This window comes from Parafrankia sp. EUN1f, from assembly GCF_000177675.1.
Taxonomy (GTDB): domain Bacteria; phylum Actinomycetota; class Actinomycetes; order Frankiales; family Frankiaceae; genus Parafrankia.
In genome coordinates this window covers 65445-84876 of sequence record NZ_ADGX01000006.1, presented here as the reverse complement: position 1 = coordinate 84876, position 19432 = coordinate 65445, and the positions used below count along the sequence as shown (strand labels likewise).

The window sequence follows — 19432 nt, the reverse complement described above, 5'->3', positions numbered from 1 at the left end:
GCGCTCAGGCGAATCTGGCTTTGGTCTCGGCGTCGTAGATGCTGTCGTCCCTGATCACCGACTCCAGGTAGGTCGTCCGCTGGGCGCCGCGATGAGCTTCGGGGCCGATCAGCTCGACCATCGGATGCTTGATGCTCTTCAGGTCGCCGCCGGGCGCGGCGACGGTCACCGCCAGCTGGAGCCGCACTCGCCGACCGGCCGCGAGCGGCGACTTGGCCGTCCACTCGACACCCCGGACACCGGGCAGGGCGAGGTCGGCCGCCGAACCGGCGACCGCCGCGCCGTCGAACGCACCCAGCACCCGGACCGAACGGACGACCGCCGGGTCGGCCATGACCCGGACCCGGTACCCGGCCGGTACCGGTCCCGGCCCCGTCGAATGAACCGACGCCTCCCGGGCGCAGTAGGACCGGAAACCTGAACCCCAGGCGATGGGCTGCCACAACACCCCCGCCTCGAACCCCCACGGCTGCTCGTTGACGGGGGCGGCCGCCCGCCCGCTCAGCCCGCGCGACCGACGCTCCTTCGTCCGGTGGTCGGTGACTGCGGCTTCTGACTGCTTGAATCCGCGGACGATGTCGTAGGGGTAGCGGCGGGGCCTGAGGTGGCCGACGATCACGGTGGCGGTGCCGCCCGGGGGTACCGCGTCGTTCAGCGTCACCGTTGCCGTGGTCAGTCCGGTCCTGGTGTCGGTCGTGGCCGGCTGGCCCGCGGCGGGCAGCGTTCCCGTGCCACTGGTCGCGGTCACCTGCGGAGTGAGGTCGTACAGAAGCGGGTCGAACTGGAACGTCAGGACGGACCCGCCTGCCAACCCCGCCGCCCCGCCGGAAATCGTCACGCCGAGGTCGTAGGGGACCTCCACGGCCTGGCTGGCGCCCGGGACCAGGATCGAGGTAAGTCCGCCCGGGGTGGGGCCGAGGGAGAGTGGCCCGCTCGCCGGGCTGGGCGGCGCGGCGAACGCGACGCTCTGCGTTCCAGCCGACAGCCCGGCCACGACGACGCCGGCCACACCCCATTGCAGTAATGTCCGCCGACCGATGCGCCCGTCTCGTTCCTGCTCCATCTGACAACCTTTCGAGTGAGAAGGATGCGGCGCCCGTTATCCCGACCGTGGGCCGCGGCCGCCCGGCGCGGCGAAATTCCACGCCGTTCCGGTGATACCGGAGATCGTGGTTGCTGTCGGCCGAGGCATTTCACTGTTTCCGCACACCGGCGCGCCGCCTGTCGGGACGACCTCCGGGCTGGTTCTCCTGGGCCGGCATGTTCGTTTCCCTGGTGGCGGCGGGCGCCTGGTGGAGTGGGCTGAATCTGGCTGTCGCACCATCGGATCGAGCTGATTTCACAGCACGGAAGATCTCCCGAAAGATGGCGGTGAGCTCGGCGCGGGCCAGGTGGGAGCCCAGGCAGCGTCCCGGTTGGCGGCGGCGTAGAAGATCAGGACCTTGTCGCCGACAGTCAGGTGATGCTCGTTCAGTGCGGTGTCGTGCGTCACTGTGCAACGCATTGTGGCGATCGGCGTGCAGTAGCGGAGGATCTCCTCGACAGCGGTGGGGGCCAGCCGGTCGAAGTCCGCGGCCCAGGCCTGGCGTGCCGCCGGATTGTTGTGCAGGGCCCAGAGGCCGAGGCTGATCGCGTTGCGGGTGGTCTCCTGGCCGGCGATCGCCAGGAGGATGAAGAAGGAGGCGATTTCCTGGGTGCTGAGGCGGGTGCCGTCGACCTCCGCCTGAACCAGCTCGGTGAGGAGGTCCTCGGCGGGTCTGCCTGCCGCGGACCCGACACCCGCCAAGGGCAGGAGGGTGGCCGCCTTCGGAATCGCAGGCGGGAGAACCCAGACCGGGACTGACCGATTCAGAGAGTTCGGCAGGACCTAAACCCCGCACAGGGGGCCGGGCCCACCTGCCCCCTGTGCGACAGGTACCCCGAATCCGTTCACCTGGGCAACCTGGGTTAGCCAGGAACACCGCCGAGATCCTGGAGACGGCCGCCGCGTCAGCGAATCACGACATCAACAGGTAATCCATTCGGGTTCGGTTACCGTCCCTGTGACCACAGAGCCACCAGTAGTGACAATCGCGGCCCCCCGGTAGCTGGCGTTCGCGGGACAAGCAACCGATGCAAATTCAAGCATCGTGCCGTACCCAGCAAGGTGCCCCGTCGCCACATTGCTCCAACTGCCATTCTTGTAAATCTGAACAGCCACGGTAAGGTCGTTGTGATTGCTGTTCGAGATGTAGCAGTTCGCGGTACCAGATGTGAACACACCCTCCTGCAACTCGGTGATGTGTTGAACATTGGCCGCATCGACTCTGAGGGTGCCGACCGCGGGCGAGCTACACGGCACCGTGACAGCGGAGGCGGCGGAGGCAGGATTGAAAGCGCCTCCTGCCATCGTGAGGGCGACCGGACCGCACGCACCAATAGCGACCCGGGCAGCAATATTCCTGGCATTCAACACGATCTCGCCTTTCTCGTTGGACACGATTTCGTTCTTCGGTGGAGATGCCGACCACGCCTGGCCCATGGCTGCCGCAGTCGAAATCAAAGCTCGACCTGAGATTTACGGCAGGCCGGTAGCCATCACCGACGCCGCTCGCGGGAGAACCCATACCGCGGTCGGCCGTCCGAGGGCTTGGCAGCGTCTAAGCCCTCGGACGGCCGACCGAGAGATCGGACCTTCGTCGTCGACCCGCCCCGCGAAAGGTCGAGGTCAGGCTAAGAAACTGGTGGGCGCTCCTCAGCAGTGCACACCAACGAGCTGCGGCTGAGTTCTCCACAACGCCGGTTCGGTGCTCTGCTTGTAAGCTGTTGACGAGCTTACGCCAACACCGCAGTGGACAGTCTGTGGCACGGTACTGCAAGTTGTACCACCTACTGCGACATTACATGTGTGGTCCCCAGACCAGTTCGTATACGTCCCCCAGGCGCTTGCGCCGGACGGGACAGTGCCGGTCAACGAGAGATAGGCCCATTCCGTGTTACAACTCGAACTGTACTTGACGGTGAAGTCGCCGAGATCGCCGGTTGTCGTGGGGTAGTTTCGATACCAGGATGATGTCGTCCCAATTACGACTGCATCGCTCTGGTCACACGCCGCGACGGCCGGAGCAGCGGTTGCGACCTGCACAGCAGCCACGGCTCCCATACTGACCGCCGTCGCGGCGGCCGCGCCGGTGTTGAAGAAATTCACACGCACTTCTCTTCGTCGTCCTTTCATTTCGATGCAAGCAGACCGGCTACAAGGAAAGACTCACGATGGCCAGGTCGCCAGGCGACCTGCGAAAAAATTAGACACGCACGCAACACCCCTCCCCTTGCCACCGGATCTCCTCGGATGGCGGCCAGCGCCGGCGGTGCACGACAGGGATAGTCCGGGATCGGTTACGCGGGGTGCCGCACAGGAGGCAGGCCGACATGGTGGCGCCGAATCGCGAGAAGATACTCGTCCCAGTAACGACCGTCGTAATAGCTGTGGTCGCTCAGCCTGCCTTCGACGTCGAAGTGTCGCCCAGCACCACTGGCGATCTGATCATAGTTGTACGAGACCATCTCCAGGTACAGCTTGCGTAGGTTCCAGACCTGGAAGACGTAACGAATAAAAAGGTTGACCGCGGCGACCGGAAGCGCGTTGGCGGTGTGCTCGGGAGTGAACGCGGCAGCGAGTTAGCCGATCCCCCGGGTCAGATCGGCGTTGTAGCAGATGACGCTTCCGGCAAGCTCACCGGCAGGTTCCGTTACCACGACGAACTGACTGAGAACGCCTTGGCGCAGGTTGGCCTGGAAGGTTTCCATATCGGGGACCGCACCGCGAAAACGCCAACGGTAGCCGACCTCCTCCCGGATCGCGAGATGGTAGAGGAATGGCACGTGATCAGGACCCACCGGACGCAGGCCGAACTGGCTGGTGTGAAGCACCGGCGGATGCGCGCGACTGCGCTCCGCGCCCCGCAGCGCTGTGATGTCGACACCCGCAGCCGGTGGCGCCCCGGGTACCACTCGGGTGCCCGCAGCCGCAGTCCCGCCGCTTGCGCCGTCGAGCAGCGACTGGCTCTCAGCAACGGTCCGAGGCCCGCCCGGCGGGATCACCTCCGGATCGGTGCCGCGTTCGACCAGCCAGGTATAGAGGTCCAGACGCTGCAACGAGTCGAGGCCGAGCTCGTCGCGCAGGTGTGTAGCCGGTGTCACCGAAGCAGGGTCGATCCCAAGACGAGGAACGAAGAATTCATCGACAACACTGACCTGGATTTCAGCGAGCATCTACACTCCACAAAGGACACCTACAGGAAGCACTCAGTTAAGTCAGCTGACACCCTCGGGCCGACCGGTCAGTTGACGAAGATGTCCAAGTACACGTCCAGGAAGGCCTGCAGCATGCCACTGAAAATATCGGGATGAGACGACCTCACCAGCGGGAGAGGGTGCGTGATGCCAACCTCTTCTACCCATAGCCCTTCGCGGAAGACGAAGTAGTCGTTGTCATCCTCAAGGCCCTGGTTAACCACGTTCTCGACCGCGTCCACGAACGTCTGGTTGGTCCCGAACCGGGCGGTGATGAATTCCTGGTACTTGGCACTCGCCGCGGCGGCATTCTCGTAGCGCGACTCCAGGAGCCCCGAGATCGTGCGCGTCGGGTCCGCTTTGATCGCCAGGCCCACAACCATCGCGTCGACGTCGGCCAGCATGTCCGGACCCCCGAAGCTGCCTGTGAGCCCGATATGACTACAGCCGTAATTGTAGGCCTCGGAGTCGACCTGCCCGGACTTATAGAAGTCTGCCGTCGCAGTAATCAGATCGCCGATCCAACCACCGAAGTCCGCCAAGCTGACCAGCGTCTTGTCTGAATGCCCGGTGAACTTGAGCACCGACCCGAGCGACGCACCGAAATGCTGGTGGTCCAGCAGGATGTCGGTCTTCGGGCAGCGCAGGATCCCCGGGCTCGGCGGTCGGGCATCCGTGCAGTAATCGATGAAGTCGTAGTCGATCTCCCCGCTGACCATGTCGAAGAACTTCACGTCCCCGACGAATGAATCGTAATCTGTTCTGTCATACAGCTTGGCGTCGGGATAGGTCCGAATGTACTGGGCGGTGAGCTGCTGGAAGCTGTTCCCAGAATGCGTGCTCGCCCATTCCGCGGCCCGTGCCTCGATCCACTGGACCCAGGCGATGAAGAGTGCGTTGTGGTTGATGTCGGTGCTGAGTGAGTAGATACCCAGGTCTCGACCGGACTTGATGTCGTTGTCGATCTCGATCTGGCCGGCAGCCCCGGACGCCAGTGTCACGTTGCTGATCTGGTCGAACGCCCAGTTGGCGGGCAGCGGGAAGCCCAGGTTGCCACTGAAGCCCGTCGACATGCCCGAGACAAAGCTGCTCATGGCGTAGTTCTTTTTACTGATCATCGAACAGACATTGCGGCTTCCGTAGACCCCGACAAGGTAGTAGCCGTCGTCATCCTTGAAGACTTGGTTCACAGCCTTGAAGAATTCAGAGACGGGGCCGCTCACCTCGTCGGCCGTCGCGTCAAAATCAACCGCGAAATAAATGATCGCTCCGCGTGGGATCCCGAGGCTTCTCGCCGATGTCAGGGCTGCCTGAGCCTGGGCCGCGCCCTGCGTCTCGTCGAACTGCGAGAGCGAGTTATTGCCGGCCTGATAGATCGGGAAGAAACTCAGACCGCTGGTAAGGATGACGTCGATCTCGGCGGAGGTGAGGATCTTGTCGACGCCATTGATGGTGCCATGAGTGATGTAGCGGCCCACGGTCTCGTACCCGGCGGCCAGGATGGCCTGGGCCCGGGCTGCGTTTAGCGGCGTCGCGCAGTCGCAAGCCTTGCCGACCCGGGTTGGGTCGCCGGTCGAGACGATCAGGCTGCACCATGTCGGGTAGTCACCGACGCCCGACATCTGCAGCTTGCAGAAGGCCTGGAACCGCATCGCCACCGTGGAGGTGGCCGAAGTGAAGGTCGTGCTGCCCCAGTCGACCCCGGCCTGGCCGTTGAAGATAAGCGCCGCCTTGAACAGTTTCACGAAGCGCTGGCTACCGGAGTCGGTGGAGCCTATACTCACGGTCCCCTGTGTGAGCAGGCCGTTCCTGGTCCCCGGGCCGAAGTTCCCGTTCGCGACCCCGTCGGCCATGCCGATCGAATACTGGATCGCGAGCACCAGCCCGAACTGCACGTTACGGGAGAAGAACCCGTCGCAGGGCACAATCTGGTATGCCTGCCGACCGACGTAGGTAGCGTTCATCCACTGCTGGACGGACCGCACCGTGGCGTTCCCGCCCGGCAGCAGCACGTAGGCGTCCATCGTCAGCAGCGTCTTCATTTCCTTGGCCGAGACAGGGTTGTCGTTGCCGCTGGCCGAGAACCCCATGTCTGTCTTCCAGGCGATCAGCCCGCTCTGCGTCGAGGAGCCGAGGCCGCCGTCGATTCCGCCGCCCGAGTAACCCTTGCAGTAGAGCGCGGCCTCGACGATCGTCTTCATGTTGACGTTCGTCGTGGCCTTCGAGATGGGACCGAAGGCGACCATCATGCTCATCGTCGTGCTGCCGAAGTTATCCGACAGCGCGGTGATGCCGAGCTCGTGCTGGAGGGCACGCGTCAGCGAGTACATCGTCGCCCATCCGGTGATACCGTCCTCCGCGCAGGCGACGTAGCCACTGACGCCCTGATAGGTCGCGTTCACCCACTCCTGGGCATTCTTTACCTGAACGTCCATTTACCGTCCCTCTCCACCGCGCTCAGGCGAATCTGGCCTTGGTCTCGGCGTCGTAGATGCTGTCGTCCCTGACCACCGACTCCAGGTAGGTCGTCCGCTGGGCGCCGCGGTGGGCTTCCGGACCGATCAGCTCGACCGTCGGGTGCTTGATGCTCTTCAGGTCACCGCGGGGCGTGGCGACAGTCACCGCCAAGGCCAGCCGTACTCGCCGCCCCGCGGCGAGCGGTGACCTGGCCGTCCACTCGACACCCCGGATACCGGGCAAGGCGAGGTCGGCCGCCGAACCGGCGACCGCCGCGCCGTCGAACGCCCCCAGCACCCGGACCGATCGAACGACCGCCGGATCGGCCACTATCCGGACCCGGTAGCCTGCCGGCACCGGTCCCGGCCCTGTCGACCGCACCGACGCCTCCCGTGCGCAGTACGACCGGAAACCTGAGCCCCAGGTGATGGGCTGCCACAACACCCCCGCCTCGAACCCCCACGGCTGTTCGTTCGCGGGGGTCTTCGGGCGCCCGCTCAGCCCGCGCGACCGACGCTCCTTCGTCCGGTGGTCGGTGACGGCGGCCTCGGGCTGGTCGAATCCTCGGACGATGTCGTAGGGGTACCGCCGGGGCCTGAGGTGACCGACAATCACCGTGGCGGTGCCGCCCGCTGGAATCGCGTCGCTCAGCGTCACCGTCGCAGTGATCATTCCGGTCTTCGTGTCGACCGTGGCCGGCTGGCCCGTGGCAGCCAAGGCGGCCGTGCCATTGGTCGCGGTCGCCTGCGGGGTGAGGTCGTACACACGCGGGTCGAACTCGAAGGTCAGGACGGACCCGCTTGCCAACCCCGCTGCCCCGCCGGAAATCGTCACGCCGAGGTCGTAGGGGACCTCCACGGCCTGACTGGCCCCCGGAACCAGGATCGAGGTGAGTCCGCCCGAGGTGGGGCTGAGGGAGAGCGGCCCGCTCGCCGGGCTGGGCGTCGCGGCGAACGCGACGCCCTGCGTACCAGCCGACAGCCCGGCCACGACAACGCCGGTCACACCCCATTGCAGTAATGTCCGCCGACCGATACCCCCGCCTCGTTCCTGCTCCATCCGACAACCTTTCGAGTGAGAAGAATTCAGCGCCCGTCAACCCGACCGTTTTCCATGGCCACCCGGCACGGCGAAACTCACGCCATTCCGGCACGCCCGGAAATCGAGGCCACTACCGGCCGAGACGCGTAACTATTTCCACGCGCAGTCGATAAGGAAATTCATACGAAAGAGCCAAGACGCAGGCCTGCGCCACGACAGAAAATCGAAACCGCTTTTGCGCAGGATTTTTCGGCGCGGTTCAACAGTCGTGCGATGAGCAACGACGGAAGAACCGCCCCGCAGTCACATCAGAGGTTGTACGATTCAACCTCGACAACCCCGACGATGACAGATTCACCGGACCTGGTCAAGCATTGGAAACCGGTCTCACGAAGAAAAATCCACTGCCCCCTGCCGCCGGCTTCGAGATGCGGTGCGAACGGAGAGATACCTGCAGCCCAGAGAGCCGCCAGCCACACCGGTTGCGAATCCACGACGACGAGCGATAAGATTGGGTACGTCAGAGTCGATGTCTTGATCCCCGCCGCCACGGGACTTTCGTCGGACACGTTCGCAGCGTCGCCATGGCGCCAGAGAAGACCGGGGAGCTAGCCCGTGGGTCCAATCATGGTTCCCGCCGTCGGCTTGGTGTTCTGGCTCGTGCATATGGCGTTCTACCTGTCGGGTCGGCGTCTGGGCTGGCCTTTCTGGGCTTGCTTCTGGGCTTGGCTTGCCGGTCTCCCGGCCGCAGTGGTTTTCTGCCTTTTCTACTGGTCCCATTTCGTGCCCCATCCGGCTCCCGAGGTACTTTTCGATTTTTCCACCGCAGATAACTTCTGGCTCACCAACGCGACATTGGGCCTGGCAGTGTGGGTAGCCTTCCTCGTAATCGAACCATTGCTGATCTTCGCAGACCGGCTGGTTCGTCGCTGTCTGGGCAACATCACTCCCCCAAACCGCCCCGAGTAGAACGCCTCGACTCGAATACGCGTTGCCGGAGCGCGCCTTCCCTTGGGATCATCCGAGCAAAACCGGACCAGGCTCGCGGCAGTTCCGCCGCTCCAATAGCGCTGGCCGCGGCCCTCTGGACACGATGGCGGAGGCGGCGCCACACCGGCCCGCGCAGGGTGGTGCACTGCAGTCTCGGGCACTGATGATGACGAAGCAGGCCTCGCCGTGATGACTGACCTGGTATTCACCTCGCGAGCTGACACCAAAAATGATCTTGACCACATAGGCAGGTGGTCGCACGCCGCTCGGCGGCGTGGGTCGAGCTCGACTGTCACACCATCGATTCGCGCCGTTTTCATGCCCGGGCACCGAGCCGTTTGACGCCGTTGACGAAGATCGAGCGGAGGAATTCGGGTTCGTCGGTGATCTCGATTCTCGGCAGGGACCGGAAGATCTCGCGGAAGATGGCGGTGAGCTCGGCTCGGGCCAGGTGCGAGCCCAGGCAGAAGTGGGGTCCCGGCCCGCCGAAGGAAAGGTGCGGGTTCGAGGTTCGGGTGATATCGAAGCGGTCCGGCTCGGGGAAGATTCTTTCGTCGCGGTTGGCGGCGGCGTAGAAGAGCAGAACCTTGTCGCCGACAGTCAGGTGATGCTCGTTCAGTGCGGTGTCGTGCGTCACTGTGCGACGCATTGTGGCGATCGGCGTGCAGTAGCGGAGGATCTCCTCGACGGCGGTGGGGGCCAGCCGGTCGAAGTCCGCGGCCCAGGCCTGGTGTGCCGCCGGGTTGTTGTGCAGGGCCCAGAGGCCGAGGCTGATCGCGTTGCGGGTGGTCTCCTGGCCGGCGATCGCCAGGAGGATGAAGAAGGACGCGATTTCCTGGGTGCTGAGGCGGGTGCCGTCGACCTCCGCCTGAACCAGCTCGGTGAGGAGGTCGTCGGCGGGTCTGCGCCGGCGGTCCTCGGCGAGTTCGGTGGCGAGTGTCGCCAGGTCATTGCCCGCCTTGAGGAAGGCGCTGACCGGGTCCTGCTGGTTGCGGACGAACTCGGGGTCACCACCGGACATAATGATGTTGGAGGCGGGCAGCATGTCGTCCCGGCAGCTCTCCGGAATTCCGAGAAGGTCGCCGATGACGGCGAGTGGGAACGGCGTCGCGAGGTCCGCGACCAGATCCAGCGTCGACCGGCGCGCGGCGGAGGCAACCGTTTCCGCGGCGAGGGCGCCGAGGTTGTCATACAGACGGCGCACTGTACGCGGGGTGAACGCGGCCACGACAAGCCTGCGCAGCTGGCCGTGGCGAGGGTCGTCGATATTGATCAGGGAGCCGAAGAACTCGTTGAGCTCGGGCCCGAAGTCATTGATCCACAAAGTGCCCTGGCCGGAGCAGAAGTCACCCGGGCGGCGGGACACCTCGACGACATCGGCGTGGCGGGTGAGCGCCCGGTAGCCACTGCCTCGGGGAAGCCCCGGGATCGGCGGCTCGTCGAAGACCGGCAGACTCGGGTCATCACGCAGGCGACGCAGATAGGCCAGTTTCTGGTCGGGAGTCGCGTCCCGGAAGGTCCGGCTCGACGGCCACACCGGCGCGGGCGGGCGCGCCGCGGGATCGTGGCTGTGCGGATAGCTGCCGTGCCCAGCGTTGCCATGCCCGGAGTTGCTACGCCCGGAGCCACTGTGCCGGGCCGTGTCGACGGATGCCATGGGCTGCTCACACCTGGTAGGTGTAGGTGATCCTGGGTGGCTGGCCGAAGAAGGAGACGATCGAGGTCAGTCGTCCCTCGGGGGTGAAACGGACGATCTCGATCCCGCCGATCACCGCCTGACCGGCACGGTCACGCAGCGCCCACTCGTAGCGGGCGCAGTCGTGGTGGGCGTCCAGGCCCGAGGTACGGACCGGGACGTGACCGGGAAAGGTGCCGATCAGCTCGCTGAGCATTTCGGCGAACGCCGGGACGCCGGTGGCACGCTTCAGAGGGTTCACGTACTCGACATCCGGCGCGCAGACCTCGGCGAGGATCTCCGCACGTTGATCGGTGCCCGGGGCGGACCACGCCTCATATACCCGGTTCGCGGCAGCGGCCACGAACTGGACCACCTCGGGAGCGACCTCGGCGCCGACGGTGCTGTTCTCCTGCCTGGTGACCGAACCGTTTTTCATCGTCCGCTCCCGAACATCGTGGCGGCCCGCGCGCGCTGAAGCTTTCCGGACGGCGTCTTGGGGATGCTGCCGGGCGGCAGCAGATGCACATGGCCGGGGCGCACCCCGACCGACGCCAGCACCGCCGCCGTGACCTCGGCGCGGATCGTGGCCTCGTCGTGGCCAGGGCGGACCTCGGCGGCGATCGTCACGCCCTCGGTGCTCGCGCCCGGAGTAAGGGCAATCGCATAGGCGACGACGTTGCCGGGCCGAACCCCGGGGACTCGGCCGGCGGCCTGCTCGATCTCCTCGGGATGCAGGTTGCGCCCGCCGATGATGATCAGATCCTTGGCGCGCCCGCACGCCACGAGCTCACCGTCGACGAGATAGCCCAGGTCCCCGGTGGCCAGCCAGCCGTCCTCCAACCGCCTGACCCCAACACCTTCGTTCACCCCGCCGAAATCCTGATCCTGATTCTGATTCCTGGAACGAGGCTCGGGCCCACCGTTCTCGAGGTATCCGGCGGTCACTGACTCCCCGCGGATGTGGATTTCACCGACGGCTCGTTCCGGGAGCGGCTGCCCTGTCGCCGGGTCGACGACACGAATGTGGAGTCCTGCCATCGGTGGACCGAGCCGCACCAGCCGACGTGCCGGAGCATCACTTTGAGCAGCGTCGGAGGCGGGGACGGCGAGCCCTCGGTCAGCCAGAAGATCTGTGTTGATCTCATCGAGCCGCAGTCCTGGCGCGGGAGGCATCGTGACCGCGAGTGTCGCCTCCGCGAGACCGTAGGCGGGGAGAAACACGTTCCGGTCGAGACCGTGCCTGGCCGCCGCGTCGAGAAAGCGTTCTATCGCCTCGGGCTCGATCGGTTCTCCGCCGCAGAGCGCGAGCCGGACCGACGACAGATCCAGCTGCGGGCCGACCGCGAGGAGACGCCCCGCCAACGCGTAGGCGGACGCCGGGCCCACCAGCACCGTGGCACGATGCCGGGCGGCGTTCCCCATCCACGACGACGGTGCGGCCAGATAATCCTCGGGCCTGCTGAAAAGCACGTCACAGCGCCCGCAGGTCAGATGCAGTGCCAGCCCGCCGATCAGACCCATGTCGTGGGACAGCGGCAGCCAGCTGAGCATCCCGCCGTGGACCTCATCATGGCGGCCTCGCTCGCGGATCGCCGCGATGTTCGCCGCCAGATTCCCATGGCTGATCTGGACGATCTTCGGGTCGGCGGTCGTACCACTGGTGAACTGCGCGATCGCGAGGTCGGTGGACGTGAGGTCAGGTCGTTTCCACGCTCCGGCCGGTTCCGCAGTCATCACCTGGGCGAGCGGGTCGACCCGGGCTCCCCCCGCGGCCAGCACCTGGCCGAGATCCTCATAGGGCGAGCCGAGGAGGACGAGCGAGGAGCCCAGCGCGGCGACCCGATCGCGGGTCTGTTCCGCATAGGTGGCCAGGTCGACGGTCCGGGCCGGGGTGGGTGCGCAGGTCACGCTCCCTCCCGCCATCCAGACGGCCGTCAATGCCGTGACCATCTCACGCGACGGCGAGGCCAGCACCACCACGCGAGAACCCGGCCCGACGCCCCGCTCACCCTGCAGCCACGCCGCGACCCGCTCGGCGTCCGCGAAGAACTCCGACCAGCCCAGGCTGTCCTCGGAATCCGTGCCGAGGAAAACAACCCGACCGTTCTGAAGCCGAGCCCGGTCAATCCCCTCCAGCAGCAACTCCGCCAACGGACACACGCCTCTCTTAGACCAGGCCACAGACCACCCGCACAGGCGGGCGCCTGGGATTATCCGAATGATGGACGCGCATCCCGAGCGGTTCACCCGAGACTCCGAAGCCGACATAACTGAGCGGCAGAATCTCCGCAGTCGTCGAGCGAGCCGACAATAAATGCTCTGCTTCCATGCATTGCAAGGGAATGCGAAACGCACGACCCTTCAGGACATCACGGGCCCTCGTACACTCGCCACCAGCATGCGATCAGAAGGAACACTGAGGACTTTAGCGTTCTATAAGGATCCAGTCGAACGAATCGACGAAAGCCGCCATCCAACGCGTTTCGGGCCCGGATGGCTCATCCGGTCACATCCTGTGCCTTCGCACTGGCGGCCGTCCGTGGCGTCCCGCTGCGGCTGCGGCTTCGCGCAACCTGTGCGGCATCTGTGTGATCTGCGGGTTCGCTGCGGCAACCCTGTCGCACCGTTTGGATTGCGCCGGCGGTCAGCACGCGAGGAACCTCACCGTCTTGCTCCCCGTCATCACCGCCTGTGATGGCCGACGGCTCCACCGGGGTTGAACTCGCCCGCCTGACCCTTCGGCGCGTGAGGCAGATCACACCCTTGGCCTGGATATGGGAGCTGGAGGCCACCCGCCCCAGGCTCTCCTTCCGAGCGCGGGGAAGCAGAGAAGATGACCGAGCCTGCAGGCCGTCGGCCGGGCCAGGTTCAGAGGCGCTCAGCGGGTGGTGCTGTCCAGCGGCCGCAGGCGTGGTGCGGCCGCAGGGTCCACCCCGAGGCCGAGCCCGAGGTAGACGGCGGCGAAGTCGATCAGCCCGACGATCGACGCGAGCCGCTCCAGTGACGTCGCTCCGTCCATCCGGAACTCGGTCACCCCGATGCCGCGCTGCTGCGCCAGTGCCACGGCACGCTCGGCGGCCTGGCCGATCTCGGGATGCTCGCCCGCGCTGTCCCGAAGGACCAGCAGGCGCAGGCGGGTACGGGCCTCGTCGTCGACGCGGTCACGGAAGAAGTCATCCAGGTCGTCGTCGGCGCCACCGCCCGCGCCCGAGCCGAACGCCCCACCGAGCAGGCCCGCCTGCTCATAGGCCGGATGCGGCAGGGCACCGACCAGCGCCGGATACCAGGCGTTCACGGCGAGCACCGCCGCCGCCCGCAGTGCCGCGACCTCGGCGAGCCGGGTGGTCCCCCACCACAGCGGTAGGGAGCCGGCCAGCTCCAGCGCCAGCGTCTTCGCCGGATTGACGAACGACTCGCTGGTCGGACGGCACCGGATCGCCGTCTCCTCCAGACGCACCGCGGCGGCCTCGACCGAGGCGCCGCCGTCGCGCAGCAGGCCGAGCGACGCGGCGACGGCGAGCAGCGGAACGGCCAGCGACCACAGATCCGCCTGGGCGGGCCGGGCCGTCGGCAGCGCCACGAACGGCGCGCGGGCGAGGCCCGCGAGATGAGCCAGTGGGGTGTCCGGCGGGCTGACCACGGCCAGCCGGCAGCCACGCCGCAGTGCCTCCTCGACGGCCGAACAGGTCTCCGCCGAGGTCCCCGACGCGGAGACACCCAGGACCACGTCGGCGACGCCGACCCAGCCCGGGAGCCCATGCCTGCGATGAGTGATCACCGGCACCGGGGCGGCCGTGCCCACGACCGCGTCCAGCACATCGGCAGCCAGACCGGAGGCACCGACCCCGGTCACCACGATCGCGCGCGGACGGCCGTCCGCGCTGAGCGCGGCCACGCCGGCCTCCTGCGCCAACCGCCAGCTTTCGCGGACCTGCCGCGCGGCCGAGGCGGTGTGCGGAAGCAGGCTCAGCGCATCAGCGGCCTCAAGGCGGCCCGCGTCGTCCAGCAGGGACTCGTCAAGGTTCACCCGGGCCGCACGACGCCGATCAGGACGAGGATCCGGCCGCGGCCGGGAAGGGCTTCGCCTCGTCGAGCAGCATGACCGGGATGTCATCCCGAACCGGGAAAGCCAGCCCACAGGACGCGCAGACGAGCACCGGAGCACCGTCCAGCGTCTCCTCCCGCAGCGCGGCGTGCTCGGGGCACGGGCAGGCGAGGATCTCCAACAACAGGGGATCGAGGCTCATGCAGAGTTCTCCCTTCCACCGCGGATGCTGACGAGGACGTCGTCACGCAGCCGGCACATGGACGCATCATCGCGCGCCTCGACGTTCAGGCGCAGAAGTGGCTCGGTGTTCGACGGCCGCAGGTTGAACCAGGCCCCGTCCGCCAGCGAGACCGTGAGCCCGTCCAGGTGATCGACGTCGATCGCCCGGTCCGCGTAGGCCTTCGCCACCTGGCTCATCGCCAGCTCGACGTCGGCCACCTCGGAGTTGATCTCGCCGGAGGCGACATACCGCGCGTAACCACCCAGCAGCTCGGACAGCGGGCCGCTCTGCTCGCCGAGCGCCGCCAGGACGTGCAGGGCCGCCAGCATGCCGGAGTCGGCACGCCAGAAGTCGCGGAAGTAGAAGTGGCCCGAGTGCTCACCGCCGAAGACGGCGCCCGTTCGGGCCATCTCCGCCTTGATGAACGAGTGACCCACCCGGGTGCGCACGGGCACACCGCCACTCTGCGCCACCAGCTCGGGGACGGCCCTGCTGACGATCACGTTGTGAATGATGGTGGCGCCCGGCTCCCGGCGAAGCTCACGCTCGGCGACCAGCGCGGTGATGACCGACGGCGAGACGATCTCACCCCGCTCGTCGACGACAAAGCACCGGTCGGCGTCGCCGTCGAAGGCGAGGCCGATGTCCGCCCCCGTCGCACGCACCTTGGCCTGCAGGTCACGCAGGTTCTCCGGCTCGATCGGGTTCGCCTCGTGGTTGGGGAAGCTCCCGTCGAGCTCGAAGTACATCGGGATGATCGTCAGCCCGAGCCCGCCGAGCACGCACGGGACGGTCAGCCCCGCCATGCCGTTGCCCGCGTCCACGGCCACCGTCAGCGGCCGGATGCCGGCCAGGTCGACGAGGGAGCGCAGGTGGCGCGCGTAGTCGTCCCGCAGGTCCCGGGTGGTGACGGTGCCGCGCGGGCCGGCGTGCTCCGGGATGCCCGCCTCGATCAACGCCCTGATGTCCGCCAGGCCCGTCTCCTGCCCGATCGGAGCGGCACCGGCCCGGCACAGCTTCATGCCGTTGTACTTCGCCGGATTGTGCGAGGCCGTGAACATCGCGCCGGGCAGGCCGAGCGAGCCGGCGGCGAAGTAGAGCAGGTCCGTCGACCCGAGGCCGGCGGCGACGACGTCCGCACCCTGGCTGGTGGCGCCGTCCGCGAAGGCCGCGGCCAGGGGGACCGAGCTTTCGCGCATGTCGTGGGCGGTGACGATCCGATCCGCGCCGAGCAGCCGCACGAACGCGGCGCCGGTGGCCCGGGCCACCTCCTCGTCGAACTCGGATGGCACCACGCCTCGCACGTCATACGCCTTGAAGATTCGTGAGAGGTCGTGCACCCCGCAACCACCCTTTCCTGACAGGCGTCGATCGACCGGGTTGACCCTATCCGCCCCCACCGACAGCAACTCCAGCGCCTCGCCCGGCGTCGCGGGCTCGCGGCGCGACCGCGTGGCGCATGGTCAGGATCATGCGCCGGCGGCGTTTGGACAAGTGGGCCGCTGCGGCCCCTACCGCTGTGGCACTGCCGCTGTGGCACTGCCGCTGCAGCGGTACCGCTGTGGCCCTAGGACGGGCTCGGCACGGCCCGCAGATGACCGCGACGCCCCCCGGGCGGACCCGACGGACCAGCCGGACCGGGCGGGCCAGGCGGAATGGGCCCAGAGCCGCCGGGCGGTTCCGGGCCACGACGCGGCGTGGTGTCACGTACGGCGTCCGCGAGCGCCTCGATGTCGTCGGCTGCCCGCTCCGGCCCGGACTGTTGCTCGGCCTCCAGGCGAACCACCGCCCAGCCGAGCGGCACCGTCAGCCGATCAGCGTGGACCCCACACAGGTCGTAGGAGTGCGGCTCGACGAACGGCGACAGCGGACCGAGTACGGCGGTGGACTCCGCGTAGGCGTAGGTGAGCGTGGCGATCGCGGCCGCGGAACAGGCCGAGCGGGAGCAGCGCCGAGGCTTCACGTTCCGGACGGTAGACCCCGGAACGGACGACGGCCACCACCGCCCGTCGTGTCGCGCACCGACAGAGGTCACTGTGACGCAGCGCTTATCACTCGGTTGCTCCACGCATACAATTACACCAGAACTACGGGCGCACTTCGACCAAAACCGGCTTCTGACGTCGTGTCGCTCCTGGTCGGGTACCCCTACGTGGGGGTTGCGGGCCTCCGCCGGCCTCCCGGCCACACCGTCGCTGTGATCGTCCGGAAGAAATGGCGTTACTCTGTCACGATGGCCGAACCTGCCGGCACGCCCAGGGCGCTCTTTCCCACGGCCACGCGTTCGGTCCCGCCGCGCCGCCGGCGTGACCGCCGCGGCCGTGGCATGCGTGGCACGCTGCTCCCGCCCGATGTGCCCGCCTACGCGACCCGCGGTGAGCGCTTCGACGACCTCGTCCTGGACGCGGTCGAACACCTGGACCACAGATGGTCCGCCGAGCTGGCCGACGTCGAGTTCGCGGTCGAGGACGTGCCCCCCGTCGACCCGGCCACCGACGACAACGTTCCGCTCGCGGCCTACCAGCCGGCGAGCGGCAAGGGCCGTTCCGCCACGCCCCGGCGGATCGTCGTCTACCGGCGTCCGCTGGAGGCGCGTGCCCTCATCACCGAGGATCTCGCGGAGCTCGTCCTCGACGCGATCATCCATCAGGTGGCTGAGATGATGGACGTCGACCCAGCAGTGATCGACCCCGAAGGTCACGGCTGGGGCGACGAGGAATAGGCCTGTCGCGACATTCGCCCGACTCCAGGCCAGAACCGCTCACGACCGCCGAGGCGGGGACGGAGAGACGTGTGACCATCGGGGAGACCGCGCCGACCAGCGCCGCAGACAGCGGCAGCACGAGCACCGCCAGCGCGGGCACCGACGAAATGTCCACTGCCAGCACAAGTACGGGTACGGGTACGGCGACCGGCACGTCGCCGGTGCCGACAGTGCGTACGTCACCAGGCCGCAGCCCGGTTCGCGTCCTGGAGCTTTTCGGCCAGTCCCAGCGGTATGCCTGGGGTTCCACCACCGCCATCCCCGAGCTGCTCGGTGTCCCGGCCGACGGGGAGCCCGTCGCCGAACTGTGGCTGGGTACTCATCCGCAGGCCCCGGCCGAGGTGGTGGAGCCCGCCCCGCGGCCGCGTGCGGCCGATCTGGGCGCCCGACGTGCCGCGGCGGACCTGGTCGGCGAGCTTCCCTTCCTGCTGAAGGTGCTCGCGGCCGACAAGGCGTTGTCACTTCAGGTCCATCCCGACCTCGACCAGGCCCGTGCCGGCTTCGACGCCGACCAGGCCGCCGGCATCGCGCTGGGCGATCCTCGCCGGCGCTACCGCGACCGCAACCACAAGCCCGAGCTGATCGTGGCGCTCACGCCGTTCCGGGCGCTGGCCGGCATCCGCGCTCCGGCTGCCACGCTGGCGATCGCGCGCGGGCTGGGCCACCCCGGTCTGATCGCGGCGTTCGCGCCACTGGCGACCGACCCGACCGGCGGCGCGACCCAGGTGCTGCGTAGCCTGCTCACCCTGCCGGCGCAGGCCGGTGTCGACCTCGCGGCCGGTGTGGTGAGCGCCGCCGAGCGGGTCCCCGCCGGCGCCGACGCCGAGCTACGCCGCGCGGCTGATCTGGTGCGGCTGCTCGCCGCGACCCATCCCGGCGATGTCGGCATTGCGGCGGCGCTGCTCCTCAACGACGTCACGCTTCAGCCCGGCGAGGGGCTGTTCCAGCCCGCGCGGCTGCTGCACGCCTACATCCAGGGCGTCGGCATCGAGATCATGGCCACGTCGGACAATGTGCTGCGCGGTGGTCTCACGCCCAAACACATCGACGTCAACGAGCTGCTGCGCATCCTCGACCCGCGGCCGACCGGTGCGCCGGTGCTGCGTCCCCGAACCCTGACGACCGGCCCCGGCGGTCTGCTGCGGACCTGGGTGGTGCCGGTGGATGACTTCTCGCTGCGGGAGGCCGTCTGCACCGGCGGGCCGGTCACCCTCGCCAATCCGTCCATCCTGCTGGCGGTGGAGGGCGAGGTCGAGGTGTCCGGAACGGACGGTTCAGGCACCGCGCTCGCGCCGATGACACTGAGCCGGGGATGCTCGGCACTGGTGACCGGCTCGGCCACCCTCAGGCTCACCGGCACCGGGCGGGTCTTCGCGGCCGGCCCGCCCACCTGACCGGCGAAACCGTTCCAGCCTCCGGTCCCCGGCCGCGGCCCCGGCCGCGGCCCCGGAGTCTGTCTCAAATTGGCGAATTGAGGATTCCGGGCGTTCTGGTTCTGGAAGCTGGCGAAAAAATCACGCTGACCAAGATTCGGAATCGGGAGGGAATCGGTAGGCGTGGCTGAGATCGCCGCTGGCAGATGAACCCGGGCCGCCCGGTCGAGAAGCCGGTGGCCCGGATTCGCCGATTCTCGGGATTCTGCTCACGCCCCCTGGGGCCACGGTCGTCAGGTCCTCCTCGGCAGCAGTGGCTGCGGCACGAAGATCCGAGGATCTTCGTCGTTCCGGCGACCACGATCCTCCACTCTCGCTCGACAGCAACGGCTGCCGTAGCGGCAGGACGAATCCGCGACTCGAAGATCTGAGGATCTTGGTCGTTCCAGAGCCCGTCGCAGAATCCCGAGCCTCGGACTTCCGTTGCCGCCACTGCTGCCGGGCAAGAAGTGAGGACTATGGCTGCTGCAGCAACCGAAATCCTCACTTCTTGCGGATTGCCAAGTGGCCCCGTTCCCTTTTGTCG

16 protein-coding genes are annotated in these 19432 nt (G+C 67.4%); 3 read left to right on the top strand and 13 right to left on the bottom strand.

Annotated elements, in window-relative coordinates; translation table 11 throughout:
- Nucleotides 1-4: 4 nt before the first annotated feature.
- From FREUN1FDRAFT_RS02875 to FREUN1FDRAFT_RS02855, 6 genes are all read right to left on the bottom strand, one after another.
- Nucleotides 5-1063 (bottom strand): hypothetical protein, encoded by a 1059-nt coding sequence (locus FREUN1FDRAFT_RS02875; RefSeq protein WP_006538436.1) that lies wholly within the window; start codon nucleotides 1061-1063, stop codon nucleotides 5-7.
- Nucleotides 1064-1339: 276 nt separating this feature from the next.
- Complete coding sequence (locus FREUN1FDRAFT_RS02870) at nucleotides 1340-1786, bottom strand: cytochrome P450 (RefSeq protein ID WP_006538435.1); 447 nt, start codon at nucleotides 1784-1786, stop codon at nucleotides 1340-1342.
- Between the two features lie 219 nt (nucleotides 1787-2005).
- On the bottom strand, nucleotides 2006-2479 hold the full coding sequence (locus FREUN1FDRAFT_RS43400; protein ID WP_157474221.1) for a hypothetical protein: 474 nt from the start codon (nucleotides 2477-2479) through the stop codon (nucleotides 2006-2008).
- A gap of 1181 nt (nucleotides 2480-3660) precedes the next feature.
- The gene (locus FREUN1FDRAFT_RS39430; protein ID WP_006538432.1) at nucleotides 3661-4254 is read right to left on the bottom strand and encodes an acyl carrier protein; all 594 of its coding nucleotides are present in this window, start codon (nucleotides 4252-4254) and stop codon (nucleotides 3661-3663) included.
- Between the two features lie 68 nt (nucleotides 4255-4322).
- A complete protein-coding gene (locus FREUN1FDRAFT_RS39425) occupies nucleotides 4323-6710 on the bottom strand; it encodes a glycoside hydrolase domain-containing protein (RefSeq protein WP_006538431.1) in 2388 nt (795 codons plus the stop codon).
- A 22-nt stretch (nucleotides 6711-6732) separates the two neighbouring features.
- On the bottom strand, nucleotides 6733-7791 hold the full coding sequence (locus FREUN1FDRAFT_RS02855) for a hypothetical protein (protein WP_006538430.1): 1059 nt from the start codon (nucleotides 7789-7791) through the stop codon (nucleotides 6733-6735).
- Nucleotides 7792-8388: 597 nt separating this feature from the next.
- On the opposite strand from FREUN1FDRAFT_RS02855, the gene FREUN1FDRAFT_RS43395 reads away from it, so the two are divergent.
- A complete protein-coding gene (locus tag FREUN1FDRAFT_RS43395; protein WP_006538429.1) occupies nucleotides 8389-8742 on the top strand; it encodes a hypothetical protein in 354 nt (117 codons plus the stop codon).
- Between the two features lie 337 nt (nucleotides 8743-9079).
- Here FREUN1FDRAFT_RS43395 and FREUN1FDRAFT_RS02850 read toward each other — a convergent pair whose 3' ends face one another.
- The 7 genes from FREUN1FDRAFT_RS02850 to FREUN1FDRAFT_RS02820 all read right to left on the bottom strand — a co-directional run bounded on the left by FREUN1FDRAFT_RS02850 (nucleotide 9080) and on the right by FREUN1FDRAFT_RS02820 (nucleotide 16672).
- Nucleotides 9080-10420: a cytochrome P450 gene (locus FREUN1FDRAFT_RS02850; RefSeq protein ID WP_006538428.1), complete on the bottom strand. Its 1341-nt coding sequence runs from the start codon at nucleotides 10418-10420 to the stop codon at nucleotides 9080-9082.
- Between the two features lie 7 nt (nucleotides 10421-10427).
- Entirely contained in the window at nucleotides 10428-10877 is a 450-nt protein-coding gene (locus FREUN1FDRAFT_RS02845; protein ID WP_006538427.1) for a nuclear transport factor 2 family protein, read from the bottom strand.
- On the bottom strand, nucleotides 10874-12592 hold the full coding sequence (locus FREUN1FDRAFT_RS02840; RefSeq protein WP_006538426.1) for a long-chain-fatty-acid--CoA ligase: 1719 nt from the start codon (nucleotides 12590-12592) through the stop codon (nucleotides 10874-10876). Before FREUN1FDRAFT_RS02840 ends, FREUN1FDRAFT_RS02845 begins: the two co-directional genes overlap by 4 nt.
- 727 nt (nucleotides 12593-13319) lie before the next feature.
- Nucleotides 13320-14468: an SIS domain-containing protein gene (locus FREUN1FDRAFT_RS02835; protein ID WP_006538425.1), complete on the bottom strand. Its 1149-nt coding sequence runs from the start codon at nucleotides 14466-14468 to the stop codon at nucleotides 13320-13322.
- A 19-nt stretch (nucleotides 14469-14487) separates the two neighbouring features.
- The gene (locus FREUN1FDRAFT_RS02830; RefSeq protein ID WP_006538424.1) at nucleotides 14488-14688 is read right to left on the bottom strand and encodes a Trm112 family protein; all 201 of its coding nucleotides are present in this window, start codon (nucleotides 14686-14688) and stop codon (nucleotides 14488-14490) included.
- Complete coding sequence (locus tag FREUN1FDRAFT_RS02825; protein ID WP_035949015.1) at nucleotides 14685-16049, bottom strand: phosphomannomutase/phosphoglucomutase; 1365 nt, start codon at nucleotides 16047-16049, stop codon at nucleotides 14685-14687. The genes FREUN1FDRAFT_RS02830 and FREUN1FDRAFT_RS02825 overlap by 4 nt, the downstream gene beginning before the upstream one ends.
- Nucleotides 16050-16276: 227 nt before the next feature.
- Nucleotides 16277-16672 (bottom strand): DUF3499 domain-containing protein, encoded by a 396-nt coding sequence (locus FREUN1FDRAFT_RS02820; RefSeq protein ID WP_035949013.1) that lies wholly within the window; start codon nucleotides 16670-16672, stop codon nucleotides 16277-16279.
- Nucleotides 16673-17035: 363 nt separating this feature from the next.
- Here FREUN1FDRAFT_RS02820 and FREUN1FDRAFT_RS02815 point away from each other — a divergent pair, with 363 nt between their 5' ends.
- The gene (locus FREUN1FDRAFT_RS02815) at nucleotides 17036-17431 is read left to right on the top strand and encodes a metallopeptidase family protein (protein ID WP_035949045.1); all 396 of its coding nucleotides are present in this window, start codon (nucleotides 17036-17038) and stop codon (nucleotides 17429-17431) included.
- A 71-nt stretch (nucleotides 17432-17502) separates the two neighbouring features.
- Nucleotides 17503-18867, top strand: coding sequence for a mannose-6-phosphate isomerase, class I (manA, locus tag FREUN1FDRAFT_RS02810; protein ID WP_006538421.1), 1365 nt, complete (start codon nucleotides 17503-17505; stop codon nucleotides 18865-18867).
- The last annotated feature ends 565 nt before the right edge of the window (nucleotides 18868-19432 follow it).